The following is a 20,325-nucleotide window of genomic DNA, read 5'->3' on the forward strand; positions in this document are numbered from 1 at the left end:
GCGGATATAGCCAAGAAAATGGCAGTGAAATGGGAAGAAATGGCGAATGAGGGCGACCACTATCGCTTGGCTTTCGACCGTAAGAATACCTGGAGCCAGAAGTATAATATGGTTTGGGACAAATTGTGGAACCTGAATTTATTTCCTAATAATGTAATTGGAAAAGAGCTCAATTATTATCTAACAAAACAGAATCCTTATGGACTCCCTTTGGATTCTCGTAAAGAATACACAAAATCCGACTGGATCATGTGGACGGCAGCTATGTCATCAGATAAGGAAACCTTCCAGAAATTCTCTGATCCTGTCTATAAATATATCAATGAAACAGTATCTCGTGTACCTATCAGTGACTGGCACCACACAGACAGTGGAAAATGGGTGGGCTTCAGAGCCCGTTCGGTGATCGGAGGATACTGGATGAAGGTATTAATGGATAAAGTTCAAAACAATCAATAATTTAAATCTAGTGTATTATGAAATGTAAAACTATGAAACATGGGAACATAGGGCTACAATGCATGATGTTGGTATTCATTTTGGCAGTCTGTTTTAGTAGCTGCAAAGATAGCAAAGACGATACATCAGCGCCTTATGATCCGAATCTGCCAGTAGAAGTGACGGATTTCACACCTAAATCGGGAGGTGGAAAGAAGAAAATGATAATCTATGGTAGCAACTTTGGAATAGATTGTTCTATTATTTCTGTTAAGGTAGGTGGTAAAGAAGCCATTGTCATTAGTTCTAAAGGTACCAGTATCTACTGCTCCACGCCGGAGAGCTGTTTCGAAGGAACTGTAGAAATAAAGATAGGTGAACAAACTGTGATAGCATCTGAAAAATATCAGTACGAACCACAAATGGTAGTAACAGACTTATGTGGTGATGTAGATGAACTGGGAGAGGGAAATATTGTAGACACTGGTCCGTTTGACGATTGTGGAAAGATAGACTATCCTTTTTGGTTTTCTTTTGATCCCCAACATTCTAATATTCTTTATTTGTCTCAAAATAAAGGAAATCTGAGAGTGTTAGATTTGGAAAAGGAAATGATCTATACTAAGGAACTAAATAATATCAACCGTGCAACTACTATTACATGGACTAATGATGGTGATATGATATTGGCTGCTCCCCAGAATGGTGGTGCTAAGAATAGAAACAATATTATTTTAAAGCGTGGAAGCAGTACAGACGGACAAGATTTCAAAGAGTCTAGTTGGGTCGCTTTGGCGCGTGGTAATGCTTGTAACGGGTCTATGGTGCTTCCACAAACGGGAGAACTTTACTTCAATCATCGTGCAACAGGCAATGTGTACAGATATAATTTTGAAGAAAACGGCTATAATAACAATCCGGAAGTTCCTGGTGGAGCAGGGTTGAATGACTTTTTGGCATTTAGTGTACCTAATCAGACGGTTGACTTTAGTATGGTTCCTCATCCAACAGGTAAATATGTTTATATCATCATGCATGAATCGCATTATATACTTCGTTCCAATTATGATGAGGAGACTAAAAAACTGGTAACTCCATATATTGTGTGCGGACAATCCGGTCAGGCTGATTATAAGGATCTTGTAGGTATCAATGCACGCATCAATAAACCAGGTCAAGGTGTTTTCGTATTTAACGAGGAGTATAAGGCTGCTAATAAGGATGATTGGTATGACTTCTATTTCGCAGATAAAGAGAATCATTGTATTCGAATATTGACTCCGGATGGGGTGGTTTCTACGTTTGCCGGACGCGGTTCTGCCTCTGCAAGTAGCTATAAATGGGGTAAGCAAAATGGAGAAGTACGTGAGAGAGCTCGCTTTAATCAACCGGTAGCTTTGGCTTACGATGAGGTAACAAAGACTTTCTATGTGGGTGATTCGGGAAATTATAAGATCCGGAAGATTGCTAAAGAACAGGCATCTGACGATTTAGTTGGAGAAGAATCTAATGACAATCAGGACCAAGAAAATCAATAAAAAGAAGAACACATGAGAATAAAAGAATTTATTACGATTTGTCTGTTATTAGTCTCTGTTTCCCTTTTTGCTCAAGAGAAGACTATTGAGGTAACGGGAGTTGTGACAGATATGAATAAAGAACCATTGGTTGGTGTCAATGTAACAGTGAAAGACAAACCTGGTTTAGGAGCGATAACAGATATCAACGGACGTTACAAGATAAACATAGAGGAATTTTCTCGTTTGGTATTTTCGTATATTGGTTTTGATACACAAGAAATATTGGTGAAGCACCAAAATCTGGTCAATGTGTCAATGAAAGAATCGGAGGCTAGAGAAATTGATGAAGTAGTAATTACGGGAACGGGTGCGCAGAAGAAATTGACTGTGACTGGTGCAGTGACGAATGTAGATGTAGAGGTGCTGAAATCAAATCCTACGGCGAATCTTTCTAATGCATTGGCCGGAAATGTATCAGGTGTCCTTGCCATGCAAACTTCCGGACAACCGGGTGTGAATACTTCTGAATTCTGGATTCGAGGTATATCCACTTTTGGTGCTAATAGCTCCGCATTAGTATTAGTTGATGGTTTTGAACGCGATTTAGATGAAATCAATATTGAGGATATTGAGTCTTTTACTGTATTGAAGGATGCTTCTACAACCGCGATTTATGGTTCTCGTGGCGCAAATGGTGTAGTGTTGATTACTACCAAGCATGGTAAAGAAGGTAAGATTAAGATTAATGCTAAAGTGGAGACTTCTTATAATGCGCGTACCATCACACCGGAATTTGCAGATGGTTACAGTTATGCCATGCTGATGAATGAAGCATGTATAACTCGTAATCAAGAGAGAATTTATCAGAATGACGAAATGGAAATTCTGCGATTGGGACTTGACCCGGATTTATATCCGAATGTAGACTGGATGGATGTCCTGTTGAAAGATGGAGCTATGACTTATCGTGCTAATCTGAATATGAGTGGCGGAGGTAGCACGGCGCGTTATTTTGTATCGCTTAGTTATGTGAATGAAGAAGGTATGTACAAAACGGATGATGCCATGCGTAAGGATTATAATACTAATCCTAGTAGTCAACGTTGGAATTACCGTTTGAATACGGATATTGATGTAACGAAGACTACTCTTGTAAAAGTAGGCGTATCCGGTTCATTAAAGAAGCGTAATGCACCGGGGCAGGGCTCTAACGTATGGACTTCATTGATGGGGCAGAGTCCAATCAGTATTCCTGTGATGTATTCTAATGGTTACATTCCTGCACACGGGAAAGAAGATAATCGCAATAATCCTTGGGTACTTGCTACACAGAGTGGTTATAAAGAAATCTGGAATAATAAAATTCAGACCAATATTTCTTTGGAACAAAAGTTGGATTTTATCACTAAAGGCCTGCGTTTTGAAGGACGTTTCGGGTTCGACACGAATAATCAGAGTGAAATAAACCGGATAAGAATGCCGGAAACATGGCGTGCCCAAAGAGATCGCAATGATGAGGGAAAGGTGATCTTCAACCAACAAAGTGCCGAAAAACCGATGGAGCAAACCAGTGCCTCTACTGGTGAACGCCGTGAATTCCTGGAAGCATTTTTACAATATAACCGTGCATTTCACGCGCATCATTTGAGTGGAACATTGAAATATAGTCAGGATGCTTATCGGACAACAGTTGATATTGGAACGGATGTAAAGAATGGGATTGCCAAACGTCACATGGGATTGGCCGGTCGGGTAAGTTACAACTGGAACTATCGCTATTTTGCTGACTTTAACTTTGGCTATAATGGTTCGGAAAATTTTGCTGATGGACATCGTTTCGGCTTTTTCCCTGCGTTTTCTCTCGCTTGGAATATAGCAGAAGAAACGTTTATAAAGAAACATCTGAAATGGATGAATATGTTCAAGTTACGTTATTCCTATGGCAAAGTGGGTAGCGATAAGCTTAAAATAGGTGATACAACATATCGTTTTCCCTATTTGTACACAATCAAGGATGATGGAAATGGCTGGACTTGGAGTGATTACGGTTCTCCGGACAATGTGTATACAGGAATGCAGTATACGCAGCTGGCCTCCAACAATGTCACTTGGGAAATTGCGACCAAGCACGATGCAGGTGTGGATTTATCCTTATTCAATGACAAGTTTACGGCTACTGTAGATTATTTCCATGAACAGCGTGATGGTATCTATATGGAACGTAATTATCTACCTGGCATTGTGGGTGTAAATACTTATCCAAAAGCGAATGTGGGAAGTGTGCGGTCGAAAGGTTTTGACGGTAATTTTGCTTACAAGCAGAAAATAGGTAAAGTCAATCTGACTGTACGTGGTAACTTTACTTACAGTAAGAATGAGATTCTGGAGAAAGACGAAGAAAATGCAGTTTATCCCTATCAAAAGGAGGCTGGTTACAGGGTTAATCAGGCGAAGGGATTAATTGCTTTGGGATTGTTTAAAGATTATGATGATATACGCAATAGCCCGCAGCAAACTAACTGGGGGAAGGTGCAACCGGGTGACATTAAATATAAAGATGTCAATGGAGACGGAATTATTAATGGCAGTGATGAGGTAGCTATTGGTGCAACAACGAAGCCTAACTTGATTTATGGTTTTGGTATTTCTGCACAGTGGAAAGGCTTCGACTTCAATGCACACTTCCAAGGAGCAGGCAAGTCTTCGTTCTTCATTAATGGCCCTACCGTATATGCCTTTAATGGTAGTCAGTGGGGAAATGTCCTGACGAATTTGGTGAAAGACCGCTATGTCGATGCGGAGACAGCTGCCACATTGGGTATTCCGGCTAATGAAAATCCTAATGCTTCGTATCCCCGGCTTAGTTATGGAGGGAACGATAATAACTATAGAGCTTCTACTTACTGGCTCAGGGATGGTTCTTATTTACGCTTGAAAACATTGGAAGTGGGTTATACATTACCGAAATCGATTGTGAACAAGATACGGTTTAACAAGATACGTGTCTTTTTCATTGGTACCAACATCTTGACGTTTGCTAAATTTAAAGAATGGGACCCGGAAATGGGAAGTTCTAACGGAGAAAAATATCCGCTTGCTAAGACATTTACTTTGGGATTAACTGTGAATATCTAATTAAATGCATGAAAAATGAGAAAGATATATAAACTGTATATTGGTATTATATTGAGTGTAATTGCCGTTGCTTGTTCGGATAACCTCGACTCAGATAAATATTTTAAAGACCGCCGGTCTTTGGAGGATGTTTTTACCGACAAGGAATCTACGGAAGAATGGTTAGCACATGCCTATTCCTTTTTAGGCGGATACAATTTGGAAGTGTCTAACATGCTTAATACAATCACTAACTTTGCCGATGACATTTACTTCGGTGGTAATAGTCTCGATGCGTATAAGACGTTCAAGACCGGTACTTATGATGAGAGTTACCGTCATTCGTGGGGCGATAGTTATAAAGGTATTCGTCAAGCATCTATCTTCATCCAAAATATTGATATGAATACGAAGTATACGGAAGAAGAGAGAGCTGATATGAAAGCGCAGGCACGTTTTGTTCGTGCTTACTATTATTGGTTGTTACTTCGCAAATATGGTCCTGTACCTTTATTACCAGATGAGGGGCTTGACTATACTTCCGATTATGATGATTTGGCAATTCAACGTAGTTCGTATGATGAATGTGTGGAATATATTGAATCGGAGATGCGTCTGGCAGCCAAGGATTTGCCTCTGACCCGAGCCATTAATCAGGTGGCGCGTCCCACACGGGGAGCAGCATTGGCGGCTCGTGCCAGAGCATTGATATATTCAGCGAGTCCTATCAATAATCCCCGTCCGGGAGATCCGGATAAGTTCTCGGATTTGGTAGACTATGAAGGAAATTGTCTGATGTCCCAGGAATACAATGAATATAAGTGGGCAAGAGCAGCAGCTGCGGCAAGAGATGTGATGGAACTTCCCGGTGAGAACAACGGTCATCGTTATGAACTCTACCACAAAAAGGCAACTAACATTGCTGAACCCGGATATCCTGCTACCATTACCCCTTATCAGGATGGTGACTTCTCGACAAAGACATGGAACGAAGGTGGCTATAGCGATATAGATCCTTACGAATCCTACCGGGCAGTTTTCAATGGTTCGTTAGCGATGTATCAGAACCCGGAGTTGATTTTCAGCCGTGGGCGTAATCAAGGGGTCAATAGTATTGCTGAAATGGTGAAACTTCAAATGCCGAAAACTTTGGGTGGAGGAAATAATGCTTATGGTATGACACAAAAGATGTGTGATGCTTATTATATGGCAAACGGAGACGAATTCAGTAGAGAACATTTTAAAGAAGAATATCCTTCCGGTACACGTTTTGTTACCAAAAAGGAAGTTGAGGCAGGCACATATCCTCAAATAAAGGAAGGCGTATATAAGGAATATGCGGATAGAGAACCGCGTTTCTATGCATCCGTTTCGTTCAATGGCTGCGTATGGGCTTTGCTGAAAAATGCAGAGACAACAGATTATAAGAATGACGTTGAGAAACAAGTTAACTATTATTACGGTATCAATACTGACGGTTTCTCTGGTACCGGTGTCTATTTACGATCCGGGATCGGTATCATGAAATATGTGCATCCAGACGATACGAATCGTAAGGAAATCAAAGCGAAAGCAGAGCCTGCCATCCGCTTTGCCGAGATTCTGTTGATTTATGCCGAAGCGTTGAATGAACTGGAAGATGGATCTTCGTACGACATTCCATCGTGGGATGGATCTACCAGTTATTCCGTCAAACGTGATGTTGATGAAATGAAAAAAGGCATCAGACAAGTACGTCGCCGTGCGGGTGTACCCGATTATACAATGCCAGAGTACCAGGACCGGGATGTATTCCGTAAGAAACTGAAACGTGAACGTCAGATTGAACTCATGGCCGAAGGGCAGCGTTATTTTGATTTGCGTAGATGGAAAGATGCAGAAGTGGAAGAATCCAAGAAAAATTACGGGTGTAATTTCTATATGTCGGATGTAGAAGAGCAGAGAGAACAATTCTATACTCCGATTGAAATTGCAGACTTACCTACTGCCTTCTCACGTAAACTCTATTTCTGGCCTATCAGCCACGATGAGTTAAAACGTAATAAACGGTTGACGCAGAACCCGGGATGGACATACAATGATTAATCTCCTAATAAGAATATGATATGAAGAATATATATATTTATTTAAGTTTATTGGCTGTCATCGTCTTGGGAACCGCTTGTAATAATGAGTGGGAAGATGAGCAGTATGAACAATACGTATCTTTCAAAGCGCCTATCGCTTCAGGAAGCGATGGTGTTACTACCATCTACGTTAGGTATAAGGACAATGGAAAAGTGACCTATCAGCTACCTATCATTGTCAGTGGCTCTACAGTGAATAGCCAAGACAGAGATATACATATAGCAGTAGATAAGGATACGCTGAAAACACTGAATATCGAACGTTTTAGTCTTTATCGTCCGGAATTATGGTATACGGAAATGGAGGAAGACAAATATGAATTTCCAGAAACAGTACATATTCCTGCCGGTTCGTGCGTAGAACTATTAAATATAGATTTTAATTTGCAAGACATTGATATGTTGGAAAAATGGGTTTTACCGTTGACCATTGTTGATGATGGATCCTATGCTTATCAAAGTCATCCGCGCAAGAACTATGCAAAAGCTTTGTTGAAGGTAGTACCTTTTAATAATTATTCCGGTTCGTACACAGCTTCTTCCATGAAAGTGTACACTTATATAAATGGTAAGCCTGATACGAATGCAAGAACGACGGACAAGCGTACAGGATATGTGGTAGATAACAATTCCATATTCTTTTATGCCGGTTTGATTAATGAGGATATGGATAAGGATATGCGTAAGAAATACAAAATTAATGTGCACTTCAAAGAAGATGGAACATTGGATATGAAGCAGGATGATCCAAGTAACGAAATGGAGTTTGAACTGATTGGGACGCCTACTTATAGTAGTACTTCGGTTATGGACGCGACACGCCCTTATTTGGAACGTCGTTATGTTCAAATTATGTTTGAATACGACTTCCAAGATTTTACTTATGGAGGTAGTGGTACAGAAGTAATTCCTATCAAGTATAGAGTAGCAGGAAGTATGACGCTTCTGCGGAATATCAATACGCAGATTCCGGATGAAGACCAGCAGATTGAATGGTAATAATATAGATAATGAAATAGGGAAGATATGGAAATTATATCTTCCCTATTTACTTGTAATAGATCCTGATTAGTTACTTCCATCTCTGTTTACCTGTTTTTTTCCTTTATTGATTTGTATTTTTCCCTTTCTCTTAAAAAACTTCTCTACTTTTGTTACATAAGTCAGTCACACAAAAACCGACAAAAAGCATAGTTAATTAAATCAGAATAATTATGAACATCAAAAAACATTTGCCTTGGTTGGGAGCTTTATTACCCGTGGCCAGTATGCAGGCAGAGACAAAACCCAATGTGGTCGTCATCTATGTAGATGATATGGGAATCGGAGATATCGGTTGTTATGGAGGTAAGTTTGTTCCTACTCCGAATATTGATAAGATAGCGCAGGACGGATTGTTATTCAATCAGTATTATTCATCCGCACCGGTCAGCTCACCTTCACGTTGCGGATTGACAACAGGCAAATTCCCGATTGAAGTAGGAATTAATACCTTTTTAAATAATAAAGCCAGCAACAAGAAGTGTGAACAGCGTAACTTTTTGAGTGACAAGAATCCTTCCATGGCACGTGCTTTCCAAAGTGCAGGTTATGCCACCGGACACATAGGTAAATGGCACATGGGAGGCGGGCGCGACGTGCACAATGCACCTTCTATTAAAAATTATGGTTTTGACGAATATATATCGACGTATGAAAGTCCGGACCCGGAACCGGCAATCACTGCTACGAACTGGATATGGTCGGCCAAAGACAGCGTAAAACGCTGGAGACGTACCGAGTACTTTGTAAACAAGAGCATCGACTTTGTCAAACGTCATAAAGACCAGCCTTTCTTTTTGAATCTCTGGCCGGATGATATGCATACTCCTTGGGTACCGGAATTTAAGCAAAAGGATAACAAAAGCTGGAATACGGAAGAAGCCTTCATCCCTGTTCTTGCTGAAATGGACAAACAGATCGGACGTTTTATCAAAGCATTGGATGAGTTGGGATTGTCGGAAAATACAATCGTGATTTTCACTAGTGATAATGGACCGGCGCCCAGTTTCCAATCCGCTCGTGCTGCTTATTTAAGAGGAACGAAGAACAGCCTTTATGAAGGTGGAATTCGTATGCCGTTCCTTATAAAATACCCCAAGAAAATAAAGGCTGGACAAGTGAATAATGAGAGCGTACTGTGTGCAGTCGATTTATATCCCTCTTTATGTGCGATAGCCGGAATTGAAACAGAGAAAGGTTACCGGGGAGACGGACAAAATTATGATAAAGTTCTTCTGGGTAAATCGAAAGCTAAACGTAAAACGGATTTGATGTGGGATTTCGGTAGAAACCAATTCTTTAAGAAACCGGGAAATGCAAACGACAGAAGTCCTCATCTGGCTATACGCAGTGGCAACTGGAAACTATTGATAAATAGTGATGGAAGCGATGCACAGCTGTACGATATTGAAAAAGACAAATTCGAGAAAAACGATGTGGCGCAGTCGCATCCGCAAGTCGTAGCTAAGTTGAGCAAAAAAGTATGTAAATGGTTTGCGGAAAACAAAGACAAAGGAAAAGAGTAATACAATGAAAAACAAATTATAAACCAATATTAAACTTATGAATTCTAAATTATTACTATTACCGACCGCCTTGATGGTTGCTGGCCATTCTGCAGCAGAGGCGAAAGGCAAGAAATCGGACAAACGTCCTAATATCTTGGTAATTCTTGCAGATGACCTTGGCTATTCCGATCTGGGATGCTATGGTAGCGAGATTCATACTCCTAATTTGGATAAACTGGCACAAGAAGGAGTACGCTTTAATCATTTCTATAATGCAAGTCGTAGTTGCCCGACTCGTGCTTCCCTGTTGACGGGACTTTACCAGCACCAAGCCGGAATCGGACGAATGACCTTTGATGCTCACTTGCCGGGCTATCGCGGAACACTCTCACGCAATGCCGTTACTATTGCCGAGGTGTTGAAAGAAGCAGGATATACTACCAGTATGGTTGGGAAATGGCATGTTGCAGAGACCCACTTCGTAAAGACCAACGCGAATGGTTGGCACACCGTGTCTTCCATGATACATTCTCTGATTTATGTCATTATCCCGTCAATCGTGGGTTTGATTCTCACTATGGAGTGATTTATGGAGTGGTGGATTACTTTGATCCGTTCAGTTTAGTAGAAGGTGAAGTGCCTATAAAGGAAGTACCTAAAGGATATTATATAACCCAAGCCCTTTCAGATCGTGCCGTACAGGAGGTAGAAGAATATGCAAAGGATGATAAACCATTCTTTATGTACTTGGCTTATACAGCACCGCATTGGCCGCTGCATGCACTTCCTGAAGATATTGAGAAATATAAGGATACTTATAAAGTAGGTTGGGAAGCTATCCGTAATGCCCGTTATGAACGTCAAAAGCAGTTGGGTATTTTCCCGGGAATGGATAACTTTTTGTCCGAACGTCAGTTTCATGACAAATGGGAAGACAATCCACATGCAGAATGGGATGCCCGTGCGATGGCCGTTCACGCTGCAATGATCGACCGTGTAGATCAGGGTATTGGACAAATTATCGAGGCTTTGAAAAAGACCGGACAGCTTGATAATACATTGATTCTTTTCTTGTCTGATAATGGTTGCAGTAATGAAGACTGCCAGAACATGTCTGGTGGAGAGAACGACCGTCCGGATATGACTCGTGATGGAAAGAAAATCATTTACCCGCGTAATAAACAAGTATTGCCTGGACCACAGACTACATACGCTTCATTGGGAGCCCGTTGGTCTAATGTAGCGAATACTCCATTCCGCTTTTGGAAAGCTAAATCTTATGAGGGAGGAATCTGTACTCCGATGATTGCTCATTGGCCGAAAGGAATTAAAAAGAACGTGGGTGGCATGACATCTGAAATAGGGCATGTAATGGACATCATGGCTACTTGTGTCGATTTAGCGGATGCTGAATATCCAACTACCTATAAAGGACATGATATTCTTCCGATAGAAGGAAAGAGCTTGCTTCCTATCTTCAAGACCGGACATCGCAAGGGACACGACTATCTGGGCTTTGAACACTTCAACGAACGTGCTTTTCTTTCCAATGATGGCTGGAAATTGGTTCGCCCGAAAAATAACTCTCAATGGGAATTGTACAATCTGAATGAAGACCGGAGCGAGCAACATGATCTGGCTGCTAAATATCCGGAGAAAGTGGCAGAAATGTCAAAAGCATACGAAGCATGGGCGAAGCGTTGCATGGTAGAACCTTACCCGGGACAAAAAAAGAAATAACTGTCATTCCATTTAAAACGGAATGAATAGAACATTGAAAGAATAATGGGGATGAAGGATTCCGGATCAAGAATAACTTCATCCCCATTAATAATATCTGCTATGAGGTTATCTACAACAAGAACTATTGCTCCGCTTGCCCGATTGTAGAATACTTCATACTTCCTATTTGTCCATCCTTACTCATCGTTTCCGCCTGAATAATCACCGGAGTGGAATATTGGTTATTATAACATTCAATCACAGCTTTTCCATTTTCATCTGTCCGTACAGACGGATTCCAGTAGAGCGTCCGTCTTTTATCCACTTTATCCATATACAATTCTTTGGTCGGGTAGGCAGGTGAATAGTATTCCAGTGCATGAGTATATCCCTGAATGACTGTTTGCCGGGTACCAAGTACGGCAGTCTGACTTTTGTTCAATACATCGCGTCTGGGTAGGGGAATCAGGTAGAAAACACTGTATTTATCCAGTTTGCTGATATCCACTCCCGTACTATCCGTAACTTCGGACATTTTGGTGTTTTGGATAATCTCGTCATCGATGCCTCCGGTTCCTTTGCTGATGATGATAGAAGCCAATCCATCCACTTCGGTCAACATCATTTGAGTCTCTGTCTCGGATAAAATGTGATTATCCATGATATAGCAGATCGGTTTCTGCCGATAAGTAAGCTTGTCATTGCTACGATCCCAATCGAATTGCGGACTTAACTTTTCCATTAATTCCGGAATAGTTGTGACAATCTTCCCATTGTCACGTAATAAATCTACAGAGCGGCGTACGTCGTAATAAGCGTCGATGCTTTTCTCATTGATTTTAGTAGCCATATTACTTCCTTGCCGGCGTTTGCTTTTGATTTCCACTTCATCCAATACATAAAGCCCTTCTACTTTCCGGATAGAATCCATGTATAGAGAATCAAAATTCTCGGCTTTTTGTTGCCAGTGGGTCAAGTCCTTCCATTCAGGATGAAGCTCCTTGTAGCCGTAGGCTCGGGGAGCAGGTGAGAAATTACGGTCGATCAGGATGGATGCATCCTTGTTGCGTTCTTTACCGACTTTCCGGGTTTGGATCACCGCTTCCGTGGTTCCTTCAAAGTCTTCTACAGGAATGGTAAAACGACCGTTTTCATCGGTCACGGTTCCTCCAGTGATAAATTGGTCATCTTTCTTCACTATCACACTAAGTGCAATATCTTTCAGCTTATTTTTGAGGATCGTTGATTTAACCTGCCCGTTCAACACTAATTGAGCTTCCGGTAACTGCAACGGAGTGAAAGGAGAAGTAGAAATGGCTTGGCTCATATCATATTTACGCCATCCATGCACCATTAATAATATATCCAGTTCCGTTTGCTTCCGGGGAGACGGTGATGCAAAATAATAACCGGGCTGATGGATATATCCTTTTAAATCAGATGTTAACAGCAAATCAGTGAAAATGTTGTTATCATACTCCAGATAATCTGACCGGACGGCATCCCGGATACTGACCGATACATCTCCTGATACCGGTTCTCCTTTGGCATTCTTTACCTGTAACTCACAACGAATAGGAGCGTAGGGAGTATACACCTCTTTCAGTCCCTCTGCGGATAGTTGTAGAGGAGCACGTGGATTGGAAAAGACAAAACGCTCGCATAACGTATTACCAGCTCGGTTGATGAGGCTGACTTGCAGTACGCCTGCCGGTAGTTTGCGGGTAGGCAGAATGAACTCTTGTGGAGCGTCCGCCCGGCAACTAATCAATTGATGAACATACGGCCGTCCCTGATGACTGATAAATACAGCCAATGTATCTTGAGGAGTAGCGGCATTGCAGGATACTTTCACCAAAAGGGCACCGGCATTGTTGACAGTACTCAACACATACCCGTTAGGCAACGCCTGTGGAAGGGTAAATTCATATTTCTTTCCTTGAAAATCGACTTTGGCAACAGCTGGTTGTGCAGAAGGTGTATATTCAAAATGCCCCATTCCATCGTGCAAAGTCTCGAAAGAAGTGATTTCTGCCCCTTCTTTGGTATAGATCGTTCCTGACAATTCTATATTCCCTTCGTTTTTACTCTCCGCCTTGAAAGCCACTTGCGAAGTCACTCCTTCCACTAATTGCCCTCCTTCGGGAAAAAAACGCACACTCAACTTCTCTTTAGTTTCTGACGGACGGTTTTCCATCGACGGACTAAGTTCGTAAGTCGTGATACTACGTTCCAGCTTATCACTATTCGCAAGTTGATAAATCGGGAAAGTACGTGAGAAATACTGCGGTTCGTTGAAAGCAAGCATCCAGCGGGTATAGGCACGTACCTCATAATAGCCGGATAACATGGAACGGGGAAGAACGAATTGTCCGTTCCCTTCTCCCTGCGTCAGTTTGATGATTTGTTTATCTGCTATATGTCCTGTCTGATCCACCAGTTCCACATACAGGGGGCGGCTGATCTGACTGAAAATCTGTTGTTCGGCAAGGGTGACATAAGCCTTAAACCAGATCGTATCTCCAACATAATAACTCGTATTGTCAAAATGCAAATACGCTTTCTCCCGTGGGAAGTTGTTGGCAAATGTCTGGGCTTGGTTCATGTATTGTTGGAATATAACTTTGGCAGGAGGAATCTCTCCCCATGCTATTGCTAGTGATAAGCAAAAAGAAAGAAGAAAAAGAATTCGTTTGTTTTTCATTTCAATAGGTTTTTAACTAAAATGCAAAGTTAGAATATATTGACCTAAAAATAGAAAACTAATTGTTCAATAAAGGAAAAAAACTATTCAGAGTAGAAATAAAAGTTCATGGGCGCATTGTATATCTGTTGGATAGCATATATACCTGATTTTGTTCTTTATTGATTAGCATTTTTCCTTCCTTTTCCATAAACTTCTCTATTTTTGTTTTCCAGATAATTGATAATACTATGGTAAAGAAGAATTTCTTAATGACTGCCCCCTTACTGATGGCATCGTTTTGTTCGGCACAAGAAAAGCCGAATGTCGTACTGATTATGGTAGATGATATGGGTTATTCCGATATCGGCTGCTATGGTGGAGAAATACTGACCCCTAATATTGATGCATTGGCATCTAAAGGAGTACGTTTCACACAATTCTACAACACTTCACGTTCTTGCCCTGCCCGGGCCAGTTTAATGACAGGGCTATATCAACATCAGGCAGGTATCGGTCAGATGTCCGAAGACCCGTTTAAAAATCCCGGCCAGAAGAGTCCGAATGATTGGGGTGTACCCGGATACAAAGGATTCCTCAACCGCAATTGTGTCACAATAGCCGAAGTTCTGAAAGAAGGCGGCTACCATACCTATATGGCAGGTAAATGGCATCTGGGAATGCATGGAGAAGAAAAGTGGCCCTTGCAACGGGGATTTGAACGCTTCTATGGAATTTTGGCAGGAGCTTGCAGTTATCTCCGTCCATCGGGAGGACGCGGCTTAACCCTTGACAATACAAAACTTCCGGAGCCGGAAGCACCTTATTATACAACAGATGCATTTACCGATTACGCGATTCGCTTTGTTGATGAGCAGAAAGATGATAAACCTTTCTTCCTATATCTGGCATTCAACGCTCCTCACTGGCCGTTGCAGGCAAAAGAAGAAGATATTCAAAAATTCACGAAGATCTATCGTGAGAAAGGATGGGATGAAATTCGTGAAGCAAGACGCAAACGGATGACTAAGTTGGGAATCATTGATCCGAACACAGAGTTTGCCGAATGGGAAAATCGGAAATGGGACGAACTGACAGAGAAGGAAAAAGATGAAGTAGCCTACCGGATGGCCGTTTATGCAGCACAGGTGCATTGTGTAGATTATAATGTAGGAAAACTACTGGATTACCTGAAGAAGAATCATAAGTTGGATAATACGCTTGTCATGTTTCTGTCCGACAACGGTGCTTGTGCCGAACCTTATGCTGAATTGGGAGGCGGGAAAGTGTCTGAAATCAACGACCCGACTCATAGTGGAATGCCTTCTTACGGAAGAGCATGGGCACAGGTTTCCAATACTCCGTTCCGCAAATATAAATGTCGCTCTTATGAAGGAGGTATTTCCACTCCTCTCATCGTGTCATGGAAAAGCAATCTGAAAAATAAAAAAGGTGAATGGTGCCGTGTTCCCGGTTATCTGCCGGACATTATGCCGACTATTCTGGAAGCGACAGGAGCCGCCTATCCGGAAACTTATCACGGTGGAAACAAAATACATCCATTAGTAGGTAGCAGCCTTTTCCCTGCCATTCAGAAGAAAGCAGACTCTCTGCATGAATATATGTATTGGGAACATCAAAACAATAGAGCGATCCGTTGGGGAAACTGGAAAGCAATCCGCGACGAAAAAGGAAAAGAATGGGAATTGTACGATGTGGTTAAAGACCGTACCGAACGTAACAATCTGGCAGAACAGCACCCTGAAGTGCTTACCAAGTTAGTTGCCGAATGGGAGAAATGGGCGAATTCAAACTTTGTATTACCGAAACATCCGAAGAAATAAATAAAGGAGGAACACAAAATGAATAAATTACTAGTAAGTGCATCCGTAGTCTTGGGAGCTACCAGCCTGTCTTTCGCCCAACAAACGGAAAAACCGAACTTCCTATTGTTCATAGCCGACGATTGTTCTCATTATGACTTGGGCTGTTATGGCAGTGTTGATTCGAAGACTCCGAATATCGACCGTTTCGCTACACAGGGAGTACGTTTCACACAAGCCTATCAGGCTGTTCCGATGTCGTCACCTACCCGCCATAATTTATATACGGGTGTATGGCCTGTACGCAGCGGAGCTTACCCCAATCATACTTGTGCCAATGAAGGAACATTGAGCGTTGTACACCACCTGCAACCGTTGGGTTATAAAGTCGCATTGATCGGAAAATCGCATATTGCTCCGAAATCAGTATTTCCTTTTGACCTTTACGTGCCTCCTTTGAAAGGTGGGGACTTGAATTTTGAAGCAATTCAGAATTTTATTTCCGATTGCAAGGCGAAAGGCGAACCTTTCTGTCTGTTTGTAGCCTCCAATCAACCGCATACTCCCTGGAATAAAGGCGATGCCTCTCAATTTAATGCGGACAAACTGACACTGCCTCCTATGTATGTAGATATTCCCCAGACTCGCGAGTTGTTTACCCATTATCTGGCAGAGATCAATTATATGGACCAGGAATTCGGCAATGTCCTTTCTATTTTAGATAAGGAAAAAATGACGGATAAATCTGTTGTCGTATATTTGAGCGAACAAGGCAACAGCCTGCCTTTTGCCAAATGGACTTGTTATGATGCGGGGGTACACTCTGCCTGTATCGTTCGTTGGCCGGGAGTGGTTAAGCCGGGAAGCGTAAGTGACGCGTTGGTAGAATACGTAGATATTGTCCCTACTTTTGTCGATATAATAGGAGGAAAGCCGCAGGCGAAAGTGGATGGCGAAAGCTTTAAACCGATATTGACAGGCAAGAAGAAAGCACACAAGAAATATTCTTTCTCCCTTCAGACCACGAGAGGCATCAATGCCGGATCGCCTTATTATGGCATCCGTTCGGTATACGACGGCCGATACAGATATATTGTCAATCTCACCCCGGAAGCTACTTTCCAGAATGTTGAAACAAAATCTCCTTTGTTTAAAGAGTGGAAAAGTCTGGCGGAAACGGATAGTCATGCAAAAGCGATGACGACTAAATACCAGCATCGTCCGGCTATCGAATTGTATGATGTGAAGAACGACCCGTATTGTATGAAAAATCTGGCGGAGGACGCGAAACAAGCTTCTACCATCAGCCGCTTGGATAAAGAGTTGAAACGCTGGATGAAGGATTGTGGAGACGAAGGACAACCTACCGAGATGCGTGCCTTCGAACACATGCCGGGAAAGAGAAAATAAGCCGTCACACATCAAAACGAATGAAACACAGAATGTTATTTATAAATCGTATATCATGAAAAAAGAATTTTTTGGTTTGCTTTGTGGATGTACTCTGCTTCCGGCATTTCTTCATGCGCAGACAGAGCGTCCTAATATTGTGATTGTATTGGCCGACGATTTAGGTTGGGGAGATGTAGGGTTTCATGGTAGTGAAATCAAGACTCCCTGTTTGGATGCTCTGGTGGGCGAAGGAGTGGAACTCGAACGCTTTTACACTTCTCCCATCAGTACGCCTACCCGTGCGGGGCTGATGACGGGACGTTACCCGAACCGGTTTGGTGTCCGTTCGGCTGTTATTCCGCCCTGGCGTGAGGACGGACTGGATGAGAATGAAGAAACGATGGCCGATATGCTGGCACGTAACGGATATAAGAACAGAGCCATTATTGGTAAGTGGCATCTGGGGCATACCAAGAAAGTGCACTATCCGATGAATAGGGGCTTTTCGCATTTCTATGGTCATCTGAACGGTGCGATAGATTATTTCGACCTGACGCGTGAAGGTGAACTGGACTGGCACAACGACTGGGAAACCTGCCACGACAAAGGATATTCTACCGAATTGATAACCAAAGAAGCCATCCGCTGTATCGATGCATACGAGAAAGAAGGTCCGTTTATGTTGTATGTGGCCTATAATGCACCTCATACACCTTTGCAGGCACAGGAAAAAGATATAAAACTCTATACAGACAATTTCGACAGCCTGACACCGAAAGAACAGAAAAAAGCGACTTACAGTGCAATGGTTTCTTGTATGGACAGGGGAATCGGTGCTATTGTAGATGCCTTGAAGAAGAAAGGAATTATGGACAACACTTTCTTTATCTTCTTTAGTGATAACGGCACTGCCGGTGTTCCGGGATCCTCATCAGGACCTTTGCGTGGACATAAATTCGACGAGTGGGATGGAGGGGTACATGCACCGGCTGTTCTTTATTGGAAGAAGGCAGAGAAACAATATAAGAACTTGAGTTCACAGGTGACAGGTTTTGTTGACCTTGTTCCCACATTGAAAGATTTGGTAGGAGATCACAGCCGTCCGAAACGTGAATATGACGGTATCAGCATCCTCCCTGTATTAAACGGTAAAAAGGCCTGTATCGACCGCGATTTTTATCTGGGACACGGAGCAGTAGTCAATAAAGACTATAAACTGATAAGAAAAGGTATGAAACCGGGACTGGATTTGAAACAGGACTTTCTGGTTGATTATAAAACGGATCCTTACGAAAAGAAAAATGCCAGCGCAGGAAACGAGAAAATTGTGAAAGCTTTGTATGAGGTTGCCCTGAAATATGACACGATCACTCCTTGTATACCGGAAGTACCTTACGGTAAAGGTCGTGACGGATTCAAAGCTCCTAAAGAATGGAAAGTAGTACGTTGAATCTGTTAACCCTATGAATTGAAAATAATACAAGATGGAAAAATCAATGATTAGTTTATGCCTCTTAGGCGGATTGGCGATAGGGAATGGGTTTGCCCAAACTCCTTCAAAGCCTAATATATTATTAATCATAGCCGATGACTGCTCCTATTACGATATAGGCTGTTTCGGAGCAGTCAACAACAAGACTCCCCATATAGATGCATTGGCTCGACAGGGGATAAAGTTCAACAGTGCGTATAATTCTGTTTCGATGAGTACGCCTACCCGGCATTGTGTTTATACAGGTATGTATCCGATGCATCATGGCGGTTGTGCCAACCATAGCTCGGTCAATGCCGATGTAAAATCTCTTCCCACTTATCTGGGAAATTTGGGTTATCGGGTTGGATTGGCCGGGAAATGGCATATCAAACCTTTGGCTAACTTCCCGTTCGAAGATGTACCGGGATTCCCCAAAGGTTGTACAAGCCCAAACACTGACTATCATACCAAAGGTATCGAGAAGTTTATGGAGCGTGATGCTTCCCAACCTTTCTGCCTTGTCTTGGCTTCTATTAATTCGCATGCTCCCTGGACAGGTGGTGACGCTTCCGTTTTCGACCGGAAGAAACTTCAGTTGCCGCCACAGTTTATCGACACGGAAGTAACACGTGAATACTATGCCAGATATTTGGCAGAAGTCGGCTTGCTCGATCAACAGGTGGGTGACGCTATGCAGATTCTGAAAGAAAAGAATCTGCTGCAGAACACTCTTGTCATTTTCATATCCGAGCAGGGTACGCAATTTGCCGGAGCCAAATGGACCAATTGGAGTGCCGGTGTCAAGTCGGCGATGGTGGCTTCCTGGCCGGGTGTCATTAAACCCGGTACGGAGACTTCCGCTATTGTGCAATATGAAGACCTTCTTCCTACATTTATCGATGTTGCAGGCGGAAAGGTGCCTGACGTAATAGATGGAAAGAGTCTGGTAGATGTATTTCAAGGGAAAACAAAGACACACCATAAGTATGCTTATCATGTTCACAACAATGTTCCGGAAGGTCCGGCATATCCAATCCGTTCTATTTCAGACGGACGCTATCGTCTAATCTGGAACTTGACTCCGAAGGAAACATACGTAGAAAAGCATATTGAAAAGGCAGAATGGTATCTCTCGTGGAAAGCACAGGACACGGATCAGGCACATAAAATCATGAATCGCTATAAGAATCGTCCCGAGTTCGAACTATATGATATCAAGAAAGATCCGTTCGAAATGAATAATCTGGCGGATGTGAAGAAATATAGTAAGAAGAAGGCAGAACTGACGATGGAACTGCAAAAATGGATGAAACAGCAAAATGATACCGGAGCTGATAAAGACCGGCCGCGTGCTCCTAAGAATAAGCAGAAGAAAGCAGCCAATGTATAATATTCGTAATGCTACCGCTTGTTGCTCTCTGAAAGAGATTTAGGTTCTTCGTCAAATTTGGTGGTACTTCTTCTATTGTGAATAAATAATCTTC

Annotated in this window: 11 protein-coding genes and 1 pseudogene; 11 read left to right on the plus strand and 1 reads right to left on the minus strand. The window is 42.2% G+C overall.

Annotated elements, in window-relative coordinates; translation table 11 throughout:
• From DWZ47_RS28695 to DWZ47_RS28725, 7 genes and pseudogenes are all read left to right on the plus strand, one after another.
• Nucleotides 1–459 (plus strand): DUF1793 domain-containing protein (locus DWZ47_RS28695; protein WP_117515538.1); only part of this gene is annotated, 459 nt, incomplete at its 5' end.
• Nucleotides 460–476: 17 nt separating this feature from the next.
• Nucleotides 477–1,976 carry an IPT/TIG domain-containing protein gene (locus tag DWZ47_RS28700; RefSeq protein ID WP_004324418.1) on the plus strand — a complete coding sequence of 500 codons (1,500 nt, stop codon included), beginning with the start codon at nt 477–479 and terminating at the stop codon, nt 1,974–1,976.
• A 12-nt stretch (nt 1,977–1,988) separates the two neighbouring features.
• Nucleotides 1,989–5,093 (plus strand): SusC/RagA family TonB-linked outer membrane protein, encoded by a 3,105-nt coding sequence (locus DWZ47_RS28705; RefSeq protein WP_004324419.1) that lies wholly within the window; start codon nt 1,989–1,991, stop codon nt 5,091–5,093.
• A 15-nt stretch (nt 5,094–5,108) separates the two neighbouring features.
• Entirely contained in the window at nt 5,109–7,157 is a 2,049-nt protein-coding gene (locus DWZ47_RS28710) for a RagB/SusD family nutrient uptake outer membrane protein (RefSeq protein ID WP_004324420.1), read from the plus strand.
• Between the two features lie 20 nt (nt 7,158–7,177).
• A complete protein-coding gene (locus tag DWZ47_RS28715) occupies nt 7,178–8,197 on the plus strand; it encodes a DUF4973 domain-containing protein (protein WP_004299514.1) in 1,020 nt (339 codons plus the stop codon).
• A gap of 215 nt (nt 8,198–8,412) precedes the next feature.
• Complete coding sequence (locus DWZ47_RS28720) at nt 8,413–9,765, plus strand: sulfatase (protein WP_117515540.1); 1,353 nt, start codon at nt 8,413–8,415, stop codon at nt 9,763–9,765.
• Nucleotides 9,766–9,802: 37 nt separating this feature from the next.
• A pseudogene (locus DWZ47_RS28725) lies at nt 9,803–11,487 on the plus strand (arylsulfatase).
• A gap of 124 nt (nt 11,488–11,611) precedes the next feature.
• Here DWZ47_RS28725 and DWZ47_RS28730 read toward each other — a convergent pair.
• Entirely contained in the window at nt 11,612–14,173 is a 2,562-nt protein-coding gene (locus DWZ47_RS28730) for a hypothetical protein (RefSeq protein ID WP_117515542.1), read from the minus strand.
• A gap of 230 nt (nt 14,174–14,403) precedes the next feature.
• Between DWZ47_RS28730 and DWZ47_RS28735 the strand changes: the two genes are divergently transcribed.
• The 4 genes from DWZ47_RS28735 to DWZ47_RS28750 are packed head-to-tail and all read left to right on the plus strand — an operon-like array spanning nt 14,404 to nt 20,231.
• Entirely contained in the window at nt 14,404–15,996 is a 1,593-nt protein-coding gene (locus tag DWZ47_RS28735) for an arylsulfatase (RefSeq protein WP_182281592.1), read from the plus strand.
• Between the two features lie 18 nt (nt 15,997–16,014).
• Nucleotides 16,015–17,385, plus strand: a complete 1,371-nt coding sequence (locus tag DWZ47_RS28740) for a sulfatase (protein ID WP_117515546.1) — start codon at nt 16,015–16,017, stop codon at nt 17,383–17,385.
• Between the two features lie 55 nt (nt 17,386–17,440).
• Nucleotides 17,441–18,817, plus strand: a complete 1,377-nt coding sequence (locus DWZ47_RS28745; RefSeq protein ID WP_004305236.1) for an arylsulfatase B — start codon at nt 17,441–17,443, stop codon at nt 18,815–18,817.
• Nucleotides 18,818–18,851: 34 nt separating this feature from the next.
• Nucleotides 18,852–20,231, plus strand: coding sequence for a sulfatase (locus tag DWZ47_RS28750; RefSeq protein WP_117515548.1), 1,380 nt, complete (start codon nt 18,852–18,854; stop codon nt 20,229–20,231).
• Nucleotides 20,232–20,325 lie beyond the last annotated feature (94 nt).

The organism is Bacteroides sp. AF32-8BH, from assembly GCF_003435205.1.
Classification (GTDB): Bacteria; Bacteroidota; Bacteroidia; order Bacteroidales; family Bacteroidaceae; genus Bacteroides; species Bacteroides ovatus.